This window comes from Paenibacillus gyeongsangnamensis (assembly GCF_027533625.1).
GTDB lineage: Bacteria > Bacillota > Bacilli > Paenibacillales > NBRC-103111 > Paenibacillus_G > Paenibacillus_G gyeongsangnamensis.
The window spans coordinates 209,135-225,149 of the sequence record NZ_JAQAGZ010000001.1 but is presented as its reverse complement, the minus strand read 5'-3'; the positions used below and the strand labels follow the sequence as shown (position 1 = coordinate 225,149).

At 56.2% G+C, this 16,015-nt stretch carries 19 protein-coding genes; 8 read left to right on the top strand and 11 right to left on the bottom strand.

Annotated elements, in window-relative coordinates:
• Positions 1 to 11: 11 nt before the first annotated feature.
• Together O9H85_RS01015 and O9H85_RS01010 are read left to right on the top strand one after the other, a co-directional pair.
• Positions 12 to 440: an exosporium protein C gene (locus O9H85_RS01015; protein WP_269879408.1), complete on the top strand. Its 429-nt coding sequence runs from the start codon at positions 12 to 14 to the stop codon at positions 438 to 440.
• 763 nt (positions 441 to 1,203) lie between these two features.
• A complete protein-coding gene (locus tag O9H85_RS01010; RefSeq protein ID WP_269879407.1) occupies positions 1,204 to 2,577 on the top strand; it encodes an MATE family efflux transporter in 1,374 nt (457 codons plus the stop codon).
• Between the two features lie 178 nt (positions 2,578 to 2,755).
• Here O9H85_RS01010 and O9H85_RS01005 read toward each other — a convergent pair whose 3' ends face one another.
• From O9H85_RS01005 to O9H85_RS00980, 6 genes are all read right to left on the bottom strand, one after another.
• Entirely contained in the window at positions 2,756 to 3,271 is a 516-nt protein-coding gene (locus O9H85_RS01005; RefSeq protein WP_269879406.1) for a DinB family protein, read from the bottom strand.
• A 79-nt stretch (positions 3,272 to 3,350) separates the two neighbouring features.
• Positions 3,351 to 3,677 carry a helix-turn-helix domain-containing protein gene (locus tag O9H85_RS01000; RefSeq protein WP_269879405.1) on the bottom strand — a complete coding sequence of 109 codons (327 nt, stop codon included), beginning with the start codon at positions 3,675 to 3,677 and terminating at the stop codon, positions 3,351 to 3,353.
• Positions 3,678 to 3,869: 192 nt separating this feature from the next.
• On the bottom strand, positions 3,870 to 4,163 hold the full coding sequence (locus O9H85_RS00995; RefSeq protein ID WP_269879404.1) for a Dabb family protein: 294 nt from the start codon (positions 4,161 to 4,163) through the stop codon (positions 3,870 to 3,872).
• 21 nt (positions 4,164 to 4,184) lie between these two features.
• The gene (locus O9H85_RS00990; protein WP_269879403.1) at positions 4,185 to 5,150 is read right to left on the bottom strand and encodes a D-2-hydroxyacid dehydrogenase family protein; all 966 of its coding nucleotides are present in this window, start codon (positions 5,148 to 5,150) and stop codon (positions 4,185 to 4,187) included.
• Positions 5,147 to 5,773 carry an SRPBCC domain-containing protein gene (locus O9H85_RS00985; protein ID WP_269879402.1) on the bottom strand — a complete coding sequence of 209 codons (627 nt, stop codon included), beginning with the start codon at positions 5,771 to 5,773 and terminating at the stop codon, positions 5,147 to 5,149. The genes O9H85_RS00990 and O9H85_RS00985 overlap by 4 nt, the downstream gene beginning before the upstream one ends.
• Before the next feature lie 214 nt (positions 5,774 to 5,987).
• On the bottom strand, positions 5,988 to 7,943 hold the full coding sequence (locus O9H85_RS00980) for an ATP-dependent DNA helicase (protein ID WP_269879401.1): 1,956 nt from the start codon (positions 7,941 to 7,943) through the stop codon (positions 5,988 to 5,990).
• A gap of 256 nt (positions 7,944 to 8,199) precedes the next feature.
• On the opposite strand from O9H85_RS00980, the gene O9H85_RS00975 reads away from it, so the two are divergent.
• Positions 8,200 to 8,925, top strand: a complete 726-nt coding sequence (locus O9H85_RS00975; protein WP_269879400.1) for a YwaF family protein — start codon at positions 8,200 to 8,202, stop codon at positions 8,923 to 8,925.
• On the opposite strand, the gene O9H85_RS00970 is transcribed toward O9H85_RS00975, so the two are convergent.
• Positions 8,922 to 9,809 carry a LysR family transcriptional regulator gene (locus O9H85_RS00970; protein WP_269879399.1) on the bottom strand — a complete coding sequence of 296 codons (888 nt, stop codon included), beginning with the start codon at positions 9,807 to 9,809 and terminating at the stop codon, positions 8,922 to 8,924. The two genes, O9H85_RS00975 and O9H85_RS00970, sit on opposite strands and share 4 nt — an antisense overlap.
• 109 nt (positions 9,810 to 9,918) lie before the next feature.
• Here O9H85_RS00970 and O9H85_RS00965 point away from each other — a divergent pair, with 109 nt between their 5' ends.
• From O9H85_RS00965 to O9H85_RS00955, 3 genes are read left to right on the top strand one after another with little or no spacing between them, the layout of a single operon-like run.
• The gene (locus O9H85_RS00965; RefSeq protein ID WP_269879398.1) at positions 9,919 to 10,290 is read left to right on the top strand and encodes a CidA/LrgA family holin-like protein; all 372 of its coding nucleotides are present in this window, start codon (positions 9,919 to 9,921) and stop codon (positions 10,288 to 10,290) included.
• Entirely contained in the window at positions 10,287 to 10,967 is a 681-nt protein-coding gene (locus O9H85_RS00960; RefSeq protein WP_409348088.1) for an LrgB family protein, read from the top strand. Before O9H85_RS00965 ends, O9H85_RS00960 begins: the two co-directional genes overlap by 4 nt.
• 36 nt (positions 10,968 to 11,003) lie before the next feature.
• Positions 11,004 to 11,912 (top strand): DMT family transporter, encoded by a 909-nt coding sequence (locus O9H85_RS00955; RefSeq protein ID WP_269879397.1) that lies wholly within the window; start codon positions 11,004 to 11,006, stop codon positions 11,910 to 11,912.
• A 24-nt stretch (positions 11,913 to 11,936) separates the two neighbouring features.
• Here the strand turns inward: O9H85_RS00955 and O9H85_RS00950 are convergent, their stop codons facing one another.
• A complete protein-coding gene (locus O9H85_RS00950) occupies positions 11,937 to 12,251 on the bottom strand; it encodes a hypothetical protein (protein WP_269879396.1) in 315 nt (104 codons plus the stop codon).
• Positions 12,252 to 12,388: 137 nt separating this feature from the next.
• Here O9H85_RS00950 and O9H85_RS00945 point away from each other — a divergent pair, with 137 nt between their 5' ends.
• The gene (locus tag O9H85_RS00945) at positions 12,389 to 12,697 is read left to right on the top strand and encodes a hypothetical protein (protein WP_269879395.1); all 309 of its coding nucleotides are present in this window, start codon (positions 12,389 to 12,391) and stop codon (positions 12,695 to 12,697) included.
• Here O9H85_RS00945 and O9H85_RS00940 read toward each other — a convergent pair.
• Positions 12,694 to 12,906, bottom strand: coding sequence for a hypothetical protein (locus tag O9H85_RS00940; protein ID WP_269879394.1), 213 nt, complete (start codon positions 12,904 to 12,906; stop codon positions 12,694 to 12,696). The two genes, O9H85_RS00945 and O9H85_RS00940, sit on opposite strands and share 4 nt — an antisense overlap.
• Here O9H85_RS00940 and O9H85_RS00935 point away from each other — a divergent pair.
• Positions 12,879 to 13,961: a phosphotransferase gene (locus tag O9H85_RS00935; protein ID WP_269879393.1), complete on the top strand. Its 1,083-nt coding sequence runs from the start codon at positions 12,879 to 12,881 to the stop codon at positions 13,959 to 13,961. The two genes, O9H85_RS00940 and O9H85_RS00935, sit on opposite strands and share 28 nt — an antisense overlap.
• 185 nt (positions 13,962 to 14,146) lie before the next feature.
• Here O9H85_RS00935 and O9H85_RS00930 read toward each other — a convergent pair whose 3' ends face one another.
• Entirely contained in the window at positions 14,147 to 14,626 is a 480-nt protein-coding gene (locus O9H85_RS00930) for a C40 family peptidase (RefSeq protein WP_269879392.1), read from the bottom strand.
• A gap of 205 nt (positions 14,627 to 14,831) precedes the next feature.
• Positions 14,832 to 15,890, bottom strand: a complete 1,059-nt coding sequence (locus tag O9H85_RS00925; protein ID WP_269879391.1) for a tartrate dehydrogenase — start codon at positions 15,888 to 15,890, stop codon at positions 14,832 to 14,834.
• Positions 15,891 to 16,015 lie beyond the last annotated feature (125 nt).

Genomic DNA, 16,015 nt, shown 5'->3' with positions numbered 1-16,015 from the left:
AGGTTACAAAAGTGACTGTAAACATTTTAGCGGTTGGGGTGGCCGAACCCTCAAGCACATCAACTGAGATTTTGCCCATCCCTATCAATTTTTCGGCTCCTCCCCAAACGATAGCTTCTGTGACTATTGTTTTAGATTCGACTGCCTCTACCAACAACCGGGTGGAATTAAATGCCACTGTAGGCGTTGCAGGGACTTCCGGCGTTGCACAAGTAATATTCCGCATTTTTCGAGATGGAGTGCAAATTTTTGTTACACAACAAGGCATTCAGACAGCGAATGAACTGTTTTACGCCATTCGAATGACTACGGCAGATTTCAATGTTCCGTCGGGTGCACACGTCTATTCGTTGACCGTCGAACGATCCACCGGCGGTTCGACAGCAAGTGTTGCAGGTCCAATTGCTCTTAGCGCATTAGCTCTGGGTCCTATTTCTTAAAAATGAAGGAGGAAAGGACATGTCCGTAGTGATTCTCGATTATAAAGCCAGCGTGCCGGACAATCAAACAGGCGGTGTTCCGCCTATTATTTTACACCTGGCTCACCAGGTACGCAGCTTGCTGATCTAGGTGAATTCATCATACCGCCGGTAACGGCGTTAAACCGAATCGAATTAAAAGGAACGATCGGCTTACAGGCCTTAACCGGAACGCCCATTGTCATTTTTCGAATATTCCGGTTAGTAAACGGTACCCCTCCAAGCGTTGAAATCTTCAACAAACGGTTAACTCCCGAAATCGCACCCGCCGAATCATTTTATACCGTTTCGTTTAGTACTATTGATTTCAACGTATCTGCATCAACTGGATTCATTGTATACCAGTTGACGGGGGAAATCGCCAATCCCGGTGCCAATACTGCGAGCGTAATCGGTCCCGTAACCTTTACTGGACTTGCCATCGGATACTTAGATTGAAAACCCATAATCCGGATATTATAATTTTAAAACTAATGCAACTCACAAGCTGGCATCGGTATTAAATCGATGTCAGCTTTTTCAATTTAAACTAAATTTCTTCAACATACGGGCTTATTGATATGTTGCGCACGACCTTAATGCCCTCCTGATGAAGTTCCTCGTGAAGGAACGGATCACCGGAAGCCGCCAGCCTGTCACAGAACATTCCTCTTGCCGAACCTCCAAAATCTGATATGATAGTCAGAGCGTTTTTTTCGACTTTAAGCAAAGGAACTTGAACAACATGAAACCAACTTATACGACATCCCAAAAAATAAAGCAGCTGCTCTTCATCCTGCTTCCTCTCCTTGTAACACAGCTGGCCATGTTCGCCATGACGTTCTTCGATACGTTCATGTCCGGGCATGCCAGCGCCACCGACCTCGCCGGAGTCGCCATCGGCACCAGCATCTGGATCCCCGTCCAGACGGGACTGACCGGCATATTATTCGCGGTCACCCCGGCTGTCGCCCATTTGATCGGCGAGAAGAAGCAGGATAGGGTTTCCTTCACTGTCGTGCAGGGCATCTACTTGGCCGCAGCCGTAGCGCTGGCGGTTCTAGCCGCCGGATGGCTGCTGCTGGATCCGATTCTGAACCGGATGAGTCTGGAGCCCGGCGTAAGGCAGACGGCCAAAGGCTTTCTGACCGCGATCTCGGCCGGTATACTCCCGATGTTCGTGTACACGGTGCTTCGCGACTTCATGGACGGGCTGGGCCAAACCCGCATGTCCATGCGGATCACGCTCATTTCGCTGCCGGTGAACGGTCTGCTGAACTACTTGTTCATCTTCGGCTCCTTCGGGTTCCCGAAGCTCGGCGGTGTCGGGGCGGGCGTGGCGTCGGCGATCACCTATTGGTGTATCTGCCTCGTCGCTATGTTCGTCGTACTGCGCGTGAAGCCCTTCTCCGCTTATCCGCTGCTGAAGCGGGGGTACGGCGTGTCGCTGACCGCCTGGAAGGAGCTGCTGCGGGTCGGGGTGCCGATCGGCTTCGCCATCTTCTTCGAGACGAGCATCTTCGCAGCCGTAACGCTGCTGATGAGCGAATACTCGACGATTACGATCGCCGCGCACCAGGCGGCGATCAATTTCGCCTCGTTCCTCTACATGGTGCCGCTCAGCATCTCCATGGCGCTGACGATTCTGGTCGGCTTCGAGGTCGGCCCCAAGCGGTTTAAGGATGCGAGGCAGTACAGCAATTTGGGCATCGGCATGGCGGTCGGCATGGCGGCCCTGTGCGCTTTGTTCCTGATCTTGTTCAGCGATGCGGTAGCGGCGATCTATACGAACGATCCTTCGGTACTGAATTTGACTAAGCAGTTTCTCATCTATGCGATTTTCTTCCAGCTGTCCGATGCCTTGGCGGCGCCGATCCAAGGCACGCTCCGAGGCTATAAGGATGTCAATGTGACGCTCGTCGTCGCTCTCGTCTCGTACTGGGTGATCGGGCTCCCTCTGGGGTATGCGCTCGCTCATCTGACCGGACTAGGCGCTTTCGGTTATTGGATCGGCTTGATTACGGGTCTCGCCTCCGGAGCGGTCGGCTTATACCTTCGCCTGCGCCTCGTTCAGCGGGAGCGCGCGAACGTCTTCAAGCCGCTGCTGCAGGAGGGATAAACAGGGCCCGTCCCCAGGATAAACGGCTACGCCGTACTTGTCTTACAAGGACCAGCGCGTTTATCAAGGTTGATGCGAAGCTATAAGTTGCGAAAAACTTATAAATTCTTATCAACGCATAAAGAAGAGGGAAGGTCGACGTCGACCTTCCCTCTTCTTGCGTTTTCATTCGGGCAGCCTAATCCAAATAGCGTTCCCGGATGACGCCCAAATGATGAATCTCGTGTCCGGCAATGATGTAAGCCAGCGCTTTGGCGGAAAGCTCGGCGTTGTTGGCAACGCCAAGCCGGGACCAGGCATCCTCGCGCAGCCCCTCGAGCAGCGTTAGGGTAGCGCGGCGCACAGCCGCATAATCCTCAAGAACCGCAGACCATGGCAATTCGTCGAAAGAAGAGCCCTCCATCAGCGCGTTCTCGTCATATCCGGGCAGCGGCGTCCGGTCGCCTCTGGCAATCCGCAGCAGCCGGTAAGCCATGATGCGCTCGTTATCGATCACATGCCCGATCACTTCCTTCAGGCTCCATTTGCCCGGCGCATACCTGTGGCCCGCCTGTGTCTCCGTCAGACCGGATAAGAATTCGGTATTTTCACTTAGCTGCCGGGTTAAAATTTCAAAGATATTCCCATCGGGCACCCGGTTAATGTACTTTCCAAAGTCGCCGCCGTATTCTCCGCTTGTCGGCCGGATATTCATCTCTTCCGCCTCCTATACTATTTTTTACCGTATTATAGCACAGGGGCTTCCGTATGAATACTAGGCAGCGGCCTCTCCGTCATTTGAACAGCAGCAAGCCCTGCTCGACGATCCGCATCAGGCTGTCCGCCGCCTCCGGGTTTCTCCGGTGCAGCTCGCGCAGCGAAAATGCCAGCCTGGCCGCGCGCAGCGCCGACTGAGTATCCGGCTCCTCCCGCTCCCCGGTCTCTTCGTTCCTCCCGGCCCACGAGGCCAGCTCGCGCTCCAGCTTGCTTAAGATTTCCAGTTGGATGGTCCTCGTCCGGCCGTTTTCCAGATTCGTCAAATAGTCGGGCGTGACCCCGAGCTCCAGCGCGAATTCGGAAACCCCGACGCCCCGCTGCAGCCGAATTTGTTTAACTTGCATTCCAAAGGGATTCATCCGTGCTCACCAGCTCCTGAAATTCGATGATCCTTCAAGTATCGTCCGATAACCTTCGGTATAATCCTTTCCAAATATAAAAAAAGAACCGCCGACGCTTGCGTCTGCGGCTTAATGAAATACGGGCACGACCGAAGCAAAGACCCCACTCAACTTCCACAGGGGGTCTGCCAGGATCTACCAAGTATAATCAAATACGATGACATCATCAAAATGCTGCTTCACTTTGCCGATAACCGCTCGATGCCTCTCGCTCGGCAAGTACGCGTCCAGCGACTCCTGGTCCCGAAAGCCGATGCGCATGCCGACCTCGAAGCCTTTGCTCTTACCCTCCGACGAATGATTGATGCCGCTTGAAAATTCGACCACGCCGTCGATCTCGGCCAGCTCCTTGAGCGTCTCCGCGATCTCCCGCTTCTGCACGTCTGTCGTGGATTCTTTCAGCTTGAACAATACCAAATGCTCAACCATCTCGAAACACTTCCTCTCGAATTATTGGGGGAACAGCCTGCGTACGGGCGAGCTGTTCAGGTAAGCCTCGATGTCCTCCACCGCTTCCAGGAAGTAGGTCCGGTAGTTCGCCTCCGTGACATAGCCTAGATGCGGGGTGGTCAGCACATTCGGAAGCGACCGGAAAATATCGTTTTCCGGCAAAGGCTCCGTCTCGAACACATCCAGCGCCGCTCCCGCTATCCGTCCCGTGCGCAGGGCCTCCGCCAGCGCCGCCTGGTCGACGATCGCCGCCCGGGAGGTATTGATGAGATAGGCCGTCCGGCGCATCCGTTCCAGCTCGGCCGCGCCGATCAGGCCGCGAGTCCGGTCGCTGAGCACGAGATGAATGGTGACGACGTCGCTGCTCTCCAGCAGCTCCTCCTTGGAAGCGGCCAGCCGTACGCCCTCGGCCTCGGCCCGTTCCGTTGTCAAGTTCTGGCTCCATGCGACGACTTCCATGCCAAAAGCAAGCCCTACCCGCGCCACCCGGCTGCCGAGCTTCCCAAGCCCCAGCACGCCGAGCCGCTTGCCGGACATGTCCGTACCGATGGTGCTTTGCCACGGGCCGCCTTGGCGGATCGCCTGAAATTCCTGAGGCACATGCCGCGCGAGGCCAAGAATCAAGGCCCAAGTCAGCTCGGCCGTCGATTCCGAATGCCCCGCCGTACCGCATACGACGATGCTCTGCCGGTCGGCGGCCGCCAGATCGACCGATGCGTTGCGCATCCCGGTCGTGACGAGCAGCTTCAAGCGGGGCAGACGGGCCAGCAGCGATGCCCGGAAGGGCGTCCTTTCCCGCATGATCACAACGATCTCGCAATCGCTTAGCTCTTGAACCAGCTTGTCCTCATGATCCATATGCTCCGAATAGACGCGAAGATTCACCCGGTCCGTCAGCGTGCTCCAGTCGGCCAGCTCCAGCGCCTTATTCTGATAATCATCCAGTATTGCACAGTTGATCTTCATCGCGCTTCCCCTCCTTCTCTTCCGGCTGCAAATTCCAGCATATGCTGAATCACATCCTCCCAATGCAGCCTCATCTCTTCTCTTGCGAATGCGCCCGCCAGCTTCTCTTGGTGAAAGCTGAGCGTGGTTTTCCCTTGGCTTCCGGGCAGCAGGCGGATTTGCAGCATGGAAGGCACTTCCCAGTCCGGAAGCTGCCACGTCATTCGGAGCTGCTGCGAAGGCTTCACGACGCGCAGCTCGCCGAAGGCGCCTTGCTTCGAGGAGAACCGCTGCCCCGGCTCCAAGCGGAAGACGGGCTGCTCTCCGATCCATAGGGATAGCCCTTGCTTCGAGACGAGCATCGGCCACAACTGCTCCGGGGACAACGGAAGCGTTCTACGCACCCCGATCTGAAAGCCCGCATCCGCGGTTTGTCCGACAGGCTTCCTTCCAAGCTGCCCGGCATAATCCGAAGCGATAAGCCGATTCCACGGGTCGTCGATTTCATATGTCTCGCTCAAATAGTGTACGATCTCCTCATCCGACCACGCGGCCCCGGCTTCCTGCTGCAGAACCGTCCTCCAGTCCTCCAGAGCGCGACCTGTCTCCGTTTGCAGCGCTTCTTTCGTTATTCGGCTAGCCAATGCGAATCCCTCCTGACCGACCTATGGATTGATGCATATTATTTCATTCCCTATCTCTGCGCAAAATCCTTCCGCGCTCAAGCAAGTCATTTTCCGAACGGAAATCACAAGGTCCTTTTGTGTGCAAACCCAAAAGACTCCCTCCGGACTTGCCGAAAAAAGGCCAATCCCATCGCCTGTAAAAGCGATACCGATTGACCTTTTTTCCCAGTCTTTAATCTTCTCCCATGTTCAGCTCCACCCCTTCGGGCAGCAATCCGCCAACCTTCTCGCGCAGCAGCGGCTGCTCGTACAGCTGCTCGCTCAGGATAGCTACGGTGCCGCGATCCTGTCTTGTGCGGATGAGCCGGCCCATGCCCTGTTTGAGCCGCAGCAGCATGTACGGGAGATCCACTTCCTCATAGGGCGAAGCCGACGACGCGCGTTTCGCCGCAAATACCGGGTCCTGCTCGGGAGGGAAGGGCATCCCCCAAATGATCACATTCGACAGCGACGGACCGGGCACATCGAGCCCCTCCCACAGACTGTACGCGCACAGGATGCTTTCTTCGTCCTGCTGGAAGGCGGAGATCAAATGGCTGATCTCCCGCTGCCCCTCGAAACCGAAGCGCATCCCCGCGCATTCCGGATAATGGATAAGCTCCCGGCGGAACCGGTCCATCTCCTCCGCGCCGGAGAACAGGATCAAGGCGCGGCCTCCCGAACGCTCCAGCAGCCGGACGGTCGTTTTCATCTTCTCCGAGAATGTGCCCCTATGCTTCCAAACCGGAGCGGTCACCTTCATGGCATGCGCATAGTCGTAAGGCGAAGGCACGCTGAAGGACAAGTAATCCTCGATGCCCATGCTGCCGGCCACATAATCGAAGGAGTCGTCCACCGACAACGTCGCGGAAGAGAATATGATCGGGATGTTCAAGGAAAACACTCGCTCCCGGAGCACTTCCTTCACCGTCCGCGGCAGGATGACAAGAGAGAGCCCGTTGATGCTTTCCGTCGCCCAGCAGACGAACGTTTGAGGATGCTTGAACAGGGCGAGCGCCTTCTGCATCATTTCCAGATGCTCTTCCACGATGCGCAGCTGATACATGTTGAGCGTGAACAGCTCGCTCTCGAAGACGAGCTCCTCCTCGATCGAGGACAGAATGTCCCGGAAGCGGTGAATATCGTCCAGCAGCTGCTCGTTCATGAGGATGCGTCTGCGGCCCGAGCCAGGAATGACCGTGCTGAGCTCCTCGAGCCTGGTGAACATCAGCTCGCTCTGCTCGATCGCCTCGTCAATGCGAACCGCCAGCGATTCGCGGATCTCTCCCTTGAGCAGACGGGTGATGAGCTCCTCGAAGACGACGTGCTTCAGCGTATACGTCAGCGCCTCCTGTGCGGCCGATTCCAGCAGATGCCCTTCGTCGAACACGACGGCGCAGTGGTCCGGCAGCAGCGGCAGCTGTCCTTCGCGCTTCCGGCTCTCGAAGGTCCACACATGCTCCATGTAAAAGTCATGGGAGCAGACGATGAGATCGGCCGATTTTCGGTAGCTGTCGCGGGAAAGCGTCTGGCCGCAGCGGTGCCTTCTCTCGCAGGCGAAGCAGTCCTGGAACGGGTCCCAATTCATCCGGTTCCACTGCTCGTCGCTCAGGAGCGGATAATTTTTGCGGTCGCCGTAAGCATGGAACGATTGGAGTCCTTCATAAGCATGGACGAAGTCCGGCAGCTCTTCATACACCGCGCGGTACAGCTCCGGCTCGACATGGCCCATCCGCGCCTCGTCCAGCTTCATCAAGCACACGTATTGATCCGGCGATTTCGCCAGTCTTGCGTCGATCTCCAGGTTCAAGTGCTTGGACAGCTTGGCGATGTCGCCCTCCGGCTTGACCAGCTGCTCGATCAGCGACTCGTCCGCACAGGCGATGACCGCGGGCTTCCGCATATACCGTGCGTAGCAGACGGCATATAACAAATAAACGAGCGTCTTCCCCGTCCCGACTCCCGCTTCCGCGAGAATGGTCCGCTTCTCGGCGAACGCCCGCTCCAATTGAAACGCCATATAAATTTGTTCGTCCCGAACCTCGAAGCCCTGCTCGGGCAAAATATCATAGAACACATCCCCGATCCACTCCCCCGCTTGCGCAAGGAACGGCCGGGAAGGTTCATAGGCAAAAGGATACCGATTCAAGCTGGATGCCTCCACTTTCTCGCATAGGTTGAAGGGAATTTCAAATAACAAAGGATATTATGGCATGGTGCCCGGACAAAAGCAAAGGGGGAAACGGGATCGGAGCACATGATCGTACTTACCGATTAGCAGCAAGGGCAGCCTTCAGGCTGATTGTTTATTCCCAATGGTACTAGCGTAAGATAGTACTGTTCTTTCCGCCGGGATCCGTTAATGATGAGGCTATAACGAATCCTAGAGCAAGCGGGTGACGCTAATGAACATCGGCTTCTTCTTCGATCCGGGCGATCCGGAACACTTCGTTCCTTATACGGGGGCGCATCTCGCAAGTCTTCTCGTACTGCTCGGATTAGCCTTGGCCATGTTCAGGTTCCGAATAACGATCAGGTCGAGCCCTTCGCTGAAGAAGCGCATCCGTACCCTGCTTCTTCTCTCCTTGCTCCTTCCGGAAGCAGGGCTGTACGTCTGGTATTTCCGTTACAGCCTCTGGGATATCCGCTATACGCTTCCGCTTGAGCTCTGCAGCATGACGCTGATCCTCTCCATCGTCATGCTCGCGACCGGGAACCGGCTTCTGTACCAAATTCTGTTCTTCGCCGGAATCGGCGGAGCGCTGCAGGCCGTCCTGACGCCGAATCTGGGCTATCCGTTCCCGCATTTCATCTTCTTCCACTTCTTTATCGCCCACAGCGCCATCATTCTGGCGCCGCTGTATATGACCTGGATCGAAGGCTATAGGCCGACGCTTCGTTCGATCGGGCTCACGATGCTTTTTTTGAACGTCCTGCTCGTGATCTTCGGTCCCGTTGACCGCGTGCTTGGCGCGAACTACATGTTTCTCCTGCATAAGCCGGAAACCGCCTCACTGCTGGATCTGCTGGGTCCGTATCCTTATTACTTGCTTTCCGAGGAGCTCATCGCGCTCGTGATTTTCCTATTCATGTATGTGCTGCTCGTCCGGCTCCCCCGTAATCACCTCTAATCCGCTTCCATCATGCTTCGCGTATACCGAATCCACTCTCTCGCGGCGAAGGACAAGTATCCTTCTTTCCGCCAAATCATGGCCAGCTGCCAAGGGATGACGGGCGTGTCTAACGGGACGGTCGCCACCTTGCGGCAGTCCAGCCGGGCGCAGATCGGCTGAGGCAGCATGGCGAGCCCCAAATTCGCGGCAACCATCTCGCTGATGAAATCCCACTGCGAGCTCTCGTAGACTACCCGAGGCTCGAATCCCGCCTGTAGACAAGCCTCCTGAATCCGGTCATGCAGGGCGAAGTCCTCCCGAAACGTGATGAGCGGCTCCTCCGCCAGCTCCGGGAGCCCGACCTGCTGCCGATCCGCCAGACGGTGCGACGGATGGACGACGAGCATCAGCTTCTCCTTGACGATCGTAAAGGAATCGAAAGACGCCTCCTGCGTAGGAAGCAGCGCGACCCCCATATCCAGCGAGCCGTCCGCAACGAAAGACTCGACCTTTTTGGAACCGTCCTCCACGAGCTCCAGCATAATCCCGGGATAATCGTTCCGGAAGCTGCTCATGACAGTCGGAAAAAAGTGCGCGCCGACCATCGGCGGCAGGCCGATCCGTATACGTCCTTTCTTCAGCTTCGTCAGATCGTTGAGCTCGCTTGTCAAGCTGTCGAACGACTGCAGGATATGCTGAGCCCGTTCATAGATGACCTGCCCCGCATCGGTCAGCTCCAGCCGCTTCCCGCTGCGGACGAACACTTCGACGCCAAGCTCGTCCTCCAGGTTGCCGATCATTTTGCTGATCGTCGGCTGGGTGATATGCAGCTTATCGGCCGCCTTCGTGAAGCTGCCGCACTTGACGACCTGCCGGACATATTGCAAATGCCGGATATCCATATACGGCCCCCGCTCTACATAGATAAATGGAATACTACAGATTCCATGTATTCATTTTACCTATACATCGGCATGATGTACACTACAATAGTTGAAAGGTTGGATGAACATGAAATCATTCCTTTACACGGCGGGACAAGTGATCTTCTTCATGGCGGTCTCGTTTGTTATGAATCAGCTGGCCGCGGTGCTGCGGCTTCCGGTCCCGGGAAGCATACTCGGGCTTCTCTGCGTTTTTATTCTGCTCCAAACGAAAGTGCTTCGGCTGGAATGGATCGACTCCGGCGCGCAGTGGCTGCTTGCGGAGATGCTGCTCTTCTTCATCCCGTCGGCGGTCGGGGTTCTGCCCTATTCCAGCTTGCTGCTCAGCAGCGGTATGCGCATCGGACTCGTCATTCTCACGAGCACGATCTTCGTGATGGTATGCGCCGGACTAATCGCTCAAGCACTGGCAAGAAGAAATGAAAGGAGCCGGTCATAGTGCTCGCCATCGGTTGTTTCGCGCTCACGCTGTTCATGTATTGGTTGACCAAAAAAGTATATCGCGCGTTTCCCAAAGTGTATCTGACGCCGCTGCTGCTCGCTCCGGTTTCATTGATTGCGCTCGTGATAGGCTTTAACATTCCGTTTGAAGCTTACCATCAGGGAGCAGGCTGGATCAGCCAAATGATCGGTCCGGCTACCGTCGCGCTGGCGATTCCTTTATACAAGAACTTCCATGTGCTGAAGAAGCATGCCGTTACGATCGGCGTCAGCGTCGGCTCCGGCGCCATCGTAGCCATTCTGACCTCCGCCTGGATGGCGAAATGGCTTCAGCTGAATACGGCCATTACGGACAGCCTGGCCCCCCGTTCCGCAACGACAGCGATCGCCATGGCCGTATCGGGTACGATCGGAGGCATTCCCAGCATCACCGCGGTCTTCGTTCTGCTGACGGGACTGCTTGGAATGATCGTCGGACCGGTCGTCGTCCGATTGTTCAACATCCATAACGATATCGCCCGGGGCGTCCTGCTGGGAACGAGCTCGCACAATGCCGGGACCTCCAAGGCGTTCGAGTTCGGCTCCCTGACCGGCTCCATTGCTTCGGTAGCGATGGTGCTGACCGCGTTCATTACGATGTGTGCCGCCCCGCTGCTGATCCGGTTCATCTCGTAATTCCGCAATCCACTATAATGAGAAGGAACTGACAATATGAATTCATTATCCCGCACCAAAACTTTACTGCTCATAAGCTTCCTTGTTATCGTATGGGGCACCTCTTGGCCGATCTACAAAATCGCCCTGGCCTACACGCCGCCGCTCCTGTTCGCCGGGATGCGGACGCTGATCGGCGGGATGCTGATCGCCATCCTTCTGCTTCCCAAACTCAAGTCTTTGAAGCTCAAAGAAAACTGGCCGGTCTATGTCATCTCCGGCATTCTGAATGTGGCGCTGTTCTATGGGCTGCAAACGGTCGGCTTGATGTACATGCCCTCCGGCTTGTTCTCGGTCATCGTTTATTTGCAGCCCGTCCTTGTAGGAATTTTCGCCTGGCTGTGGCTGGGCGAGCGGATGACCGCGGTGAAAATGATCGGTCTTGCCCTCGGCTTCCTTGGCGTGGCGACGGTCAGCGCCGGAGGCTTCTCGGGCCATATCGCGGTACTCGGTATCGTTTTTGCCTGTCTGACCGCTCTCTCCTGGGCCGGCGGCGCCGTATACGTGAAGAAGGTCGGCAGCCGGGTCGATTCCTTGTGGCTGGTCGCCTGCCAATGCCTAATTGGGGGGATCGTACTGACGGCAGCCGGAACGGCAACGGAATCGTGGTCCGCCATTACATGGAACGCCAGCTATGTGTTCGGACTCGTGTTCGGCATTGTGCTTGGCATCTCGGTCTCGTGGGTCGTCTACTTCACTCTCGTCTATGCCGGCGACGCCAGCAAGGTCGCTTCCTATACGTTCCTGGTGCCGCTTATCTCCGTATTCAGCGGAACGATCGTACTGGGCGAGCCCTTTACCGTCTATTTGGTTGCGGGCCTCGCGCTGATCGGCGTCAGTATCTTCCTGGTCAACCGGAAGCCCAAGCCGTCGCGTGGAACGGCCGCAGCCCTAAGGTCCGCGTAACACCCGCAGCCCATCCGCGGCGGCCTATTGAATAAAAGAGGCGTTGCGGTGCCAGGCGCCGCCTTCATCGGTGCTGCGGTAATATAATGCCGCGGATTGCAGCGCGCCCCGGGCCGCTTCCTCGATGGAATCATAACGGTTCTCCGCCATGACGATCGGCTCGGCCTGATCCGCGTCTCTATAAGCATGGCTGAGCTCGAAGAAGTAATGCCCGCTCGCATTTTGGAGAATATGAATGTGTACGTCCTTGCCGTCGATTCGTGCCCGCAGTATGCGAACGATCTCATGAACCGCCTCCACATCGGCATGAATACGTTCCAGCTCGTTTAAATTCAGCATCGTGTCCCTCCTCGTTCGAAAGATCTACCGTTATTGTGCCTCGTGGGGGACATGCTATGCACCAGCTGGCAATCAAGGTATAAAATGGATGGGCAATTGGCATAGTAAAACTATCAACCTTATAGGGAGGGACTACTATGCAAAATAACCCGTCATACGAGCAGTTTCTGCAAGAGCAGCAAGCGATGCGCATGCAGCAGTCCATGCAGGCCCAACAGGCTCTTCATGCGAGCGGAGCCAGCACCTACAGCCAGCAGCTCCGCGATACCCGTCAACAGCTGCTTCAGGTGCAGGAAAACCTGCAGCAGGCACAGGCGCAGGTTCAGGTCCAGCTCGACGCGCAGATTCGCCGCTTGCTGGAGATTGAGCAGCGGCTAGGGAAGTCGATCCAGTATTTGGACAACGTGATTCAGCAGTCGCAAAGCCAGGGCTATCCTCTAGCTTAGCTCGGGCAGCGCATCCCCATCGCAAACAGGAATACGCCGGAAATAGCCCGGCGTATTCTTTTTTTTGGCGACAGCGCCGTCATCCCCCCTTGTTCACCTCTCCGCTCCTGCCCTGTGACCGATAGCACCATCGGGAATATACTGGCAAATACAACCCCGGTATAGAACAGGAGACCGAGCCATGGCGCATCCATTACATAAGAAGACACTGAGGAAGCTGCTCCGAAATTACGGATTGACCCTGCACGCCTACCAGCCGCTTGATTCGCTCTATAAGAAGGACGCGGCTTATTGGGTCACGACCGATCAAGGCCCTTTCGTGTTGAAACCGTACCAAGTCAAACCGACGGGAATAAAGCTCGGCGCAATTCGGCAGATTAGCCGGACCGCATCGCACATCGGAAAGCTGGGGCACAGCGGCTACCCCCATTTGACGAAGTGGATCAAAGCCCGGTCGAACCGTTATTGGGTTGATTGGGGAGGTAAGCCCTATTATTTGATGGATTGGATCGAAGGACGGCAGCTGCGGTTCGAGGAAACGGACTTCGGACTTCTCGGCGCTGCGCTGGGTCGGCTGCATACTGCGAGCCGGGACCGCTTGTCCAAGGGGCGAAGGTATTCCATGAATATGGCTAGGCAGTTTCAGATTCAGGACCGCCTGTTCCGTGCTCGGCTTCCCCGCGCCGCTCAGGACCGGCGAACCGGCCGCTGGTTCAAGAAGCACGGACCGGCGTGTCTGGCCTTGGCGGACGAAGCCTGGAGCATGCTGAACAATCCGGAAGTCCGCAGCCTTCTGAGTCGCGAGGCCCGCCATCCTGCGTTAACGCATGGCGACATTACGGTCCCGAATGTCCTGATCAGGGACGATCACGTCTATTTCATCGATTGGGATTTTCTGCGTAAAAGCTCGATTTACTTCGAGCTGGCCAAGACGCTGGCCAATACGGCCTCGTTCAACCCCGCGCTGATGCAGGCGCTGCTCCAAGGGTACGAAACAATTCGTCCGCTGGAGCCGTCCGAGCGCAGGCTGGTCTGCGCCTTCTTCCGGCTGCCGCGCGAAGCCTGGTTTATCGTCCGCCAAATTGCCCTCGGCCACAGGGTCACTGGCTTCCAGACGACGCGCGATACCTGGGATGCCCGCCTCGCGGCCGTACGGTTCCTTGATCAATGGGCGGCCAAAGAGCCCGAACCTGCACCGGACCAGGAGCCGGTATCAGAGGAAGTGATGGAGCCTCAGTCCCTTCCACCGCAATACGAGCTATAAGAAAAACTCCTTATCGGAGTCCTTCAAAGCAGCCAGACCGTTTTTAGAGGTAATTTTTCTTGGTATAGAAAGTTGCAGTCCGCTTTAGCGCTTTAGCGAACTTAAACTTTCTATAACGTTAAAAATAAACTCCGAAGAGATGATCTCCGGAGCTTTAGCGTGTTCCTTATGATTCTATGTAAGCATTAATAATGCCGCCCCGTAATGAAACGGCTTCCCCAATAACCGGAGTTCAGGTCGGAGATGACGACGCCGGAGCTCGGTACGTTGCTGATGAATTTGCCGTTTCCGATATAAATGCCGACATGATTGATCCGTCCGAGCGTACTCACGCTAAACATGACCAAATCTCCGATGCTCAGCTGCGACTTGCTGTTCACCGGTGTTCCGAATCTCGTTTGCGCGCTGGAGCCCCATGGAATATTGATTCCGTTCTGCTTGAAGACGAACTGAGTGAAGGAAGAGCAGTCGAACACCAGATGCTGCGAGTCCCGAGTGCCGAAGTGGTACCGGACTTTGCCGATATAGGATGTGGCCGTGCTCACGATGCTGTCGCCGTGGGTAGCATAGATTTCAGCGGCGGAAGCGGACCCGGGCAGACTTACGGAGGCAGCGGAGAACAACAGGGAGAAGGAAACGGCTGTAAGGATCAGTGCTTTTTTCATTGATGCGGTACACATCCCTTTTTCCATATTTGGTATCATACGACTACCTAGCCTTACTGTACCATGGAAAAATAGGCTCCACCTTGATGAAATGATGGTAATGCAGGAAGCCCCAACCATAGGAGAAAGCGGTTCCATTCCTGCCGGAGCGGCTCCGCTTCCGGGGCTGTCCCGCAAGCGGAGCTCTCCTGAACCCGCACAAATGCTAGCGCTTTCTCAAATGCTGCAGAATCGCATCCGTCATCTCCCCGGTGGTAGCGCGTCCTCCGAGATCCGGCGTCTTGATGCCCGCGGAAAGCGTATCTTCAATCGCATCCAGAATCAGCTGTCCGATCTCCCCGAAGCCCAGGAAATCGAGCATCATTTTGCCGGTCCAGATTTGTCCGATGGGATTGGCGATTCCCTTTCCTGCAATGTCGGGCGCCGAGCCGTGTACCGGCTCGAACATCGAAGGATATTCCCGCTCCACGTTCAAGTTGGCGGCCGGGGCGATGCCGATGCTGCCCATAATCGCTCCGCCCAAATCGGTCAATATATCGCCGAACAGGTTTGAGGCGACGATCACGTCGAACATGTGCGGCTTCATCACGAAGAAGGCGGCCAACGCATCGATATGAATGCTCGCCGTGTCCGTGACCCCGTAGCCGGAACGGACGTCTTTAAACACATCGTCCCAGAACGGCATGCTGTGGGAAATTCCGTTGGATTTCGTCGCGCTGGTCACATGATTCCTGCGGGACTTGGCCAACTCGAAGGCGTAGCGCATCGCCCGCTCGGTGCCTTTGCGGGTGAACACCGCATTCTGGATCGCCATCTGATCCGCACCGCTGTGGATGCGGCCGCCGATCTCCGAGTACTCCCCTTCCGAATTCTCGCGCACGACGATCAGGTCAAAATCGTTCGGCTCCCGCAGCGGCGACTGCAGTCCCCGAAGCAGCTTTGCGGGTCTGACATTGATGGCTTGCTTCATTTCGCGCCGGATCTTGATCAGCAGCCCCCACAGGGAAATATGATCCGGAACCGATTGCGGCAGACCTACCGCCCCCAGGAAGATTTGGTCGAAACCGCGCAGCGTGGCGATCCCGTCCTCCGGCATCATATGCCCGTGCTGCAAGTAGTACTCGCAATTCCATGGAAAATGCGTCCACTTAAAAGCAAGCCCTCCGTGCAGATCGGCTGCGACTTCCAATACCCGGATCGCGGCGGGAACGACCTCTTGACCGATTCCGTCGCCGGGAATGACAGCGATTTCGTACTTTTCCATTAGACTAACCCCTCTCCAATCGGCTGCAAAATTTGACGCATTCAAGGCGCCATCCCTATGTTAACGTTTGCATAATGTGTAATTCGACGTTCGCATCTACTCTCCTTCCCGGCTCCCCCTGATAA

What these genes read in the sequence shown, in the direction of transcription:
- O9H85_RS01010 (WP_269879407.1), top strand. Translation starts at nt 1,204, where the DNA reads ATGAAACCAACTTATACGACATCCCAAAAAATAAAGCAGCTGCTCTTC.
- O9H85_RS01005 (WP_269879406.1), bottom strand. Translation starts at nt 3,271, where the DNA reads ATGAATATCCGGCCGACAAGCGGAGAATACGGCGGCGACTTTGGAAAG.
- O9H85_RS01000 (WP_269879405.1), bottom strand. Translation starts at nt 3,677, where the DNA reads ATGCAAGTTAAACAAATTCGGCTGCAGCGGGGCGTCGGGGTTTCCGAA.
- O9H85_RS00995 (WP_269879404.1), bottom strand. Translation starts at nt 4,163, where the DNA reads ATGGTTGAGCATTTGGTATTGTTCAAGCTGAAAGAATCCACGACAGAC.
- O9H85_RS00990 (WP_269879403.1), bottom strand. Translation starts at nt 5,150, where the DNA reads ATGAAGATCAACTGTGCAATACTGGATGATTATCAGAATAAGGCGCTG.
- O9H85_RS00975 (WP_269879400.1), top strand. Translation starts at nt 8,200, where the DNA reads ATGAACATCGGCTTCTTCTTCGATCCGGGCGATCCGGAACACTTCGTT.
- O9H85_RS00970 (WP_269879399.1), bottom strand. Translation starts at nt 9,809, where the DNA reads ATGGATATCCGGCATTTGCAATATGTCCGGCAGGTCGTCAAGTGCGGC.
- O9H85_RS00965 (WP_269879398.1), top strand. Translation starts at nt 9,919, where the DNA reads ATGAAATCATTCCTTTACACGGCGGGACAAGTGATCTTCTTCATGGCG.
- O9H85_RS00955 (WP_269879397.1), top strand. Translation starts at nt 11,004, where the DNA reads ATGAATTCATTATCCCGCACCAAAACTTTACTGCTCATAAGCTTCCTT.
- O9H85_RS00950 (WP_269879396.1), bottom strand. Translation starts at nt 12,251, where the DNA reads ATGCTGAATTTAAACGAGCTGGAACGTATTCATGCCGATGTGGAGGCG.
- O9H85_RS00945 (WP_269879395.1), top strand. Translation starts at nt 12,389, where the DNA reads ATGCAAAATAACCCGTCATACGAGCAGTTTCTGCAAGAGCAGCAAGCG.
- O9H85_RS00935 (WP_269879393.1), top strand. Translation starts at nt 12,879, where the DNA reads ATGGCGCATCCATTACATAAGAAGACACTGAGGAAGCTGCTCCGAAAT.
- O9H85_RS00930 (WP_269879392.1), bottom strand. Translation starts at nt 14,626, where the DNA reads ATGAAAAAAGCACTGATCCTTACAGCCGTTTCCTTCTCCCTGTTGTTC.
- O9H85_RS00925 (WP_269879391.1), bottom strand. Translation starts at nt 15,890, where the DNA reads ATGGAAAAGTACGAAATCGCTGTCATTCCCGGCGACGGAATCGGTCAA.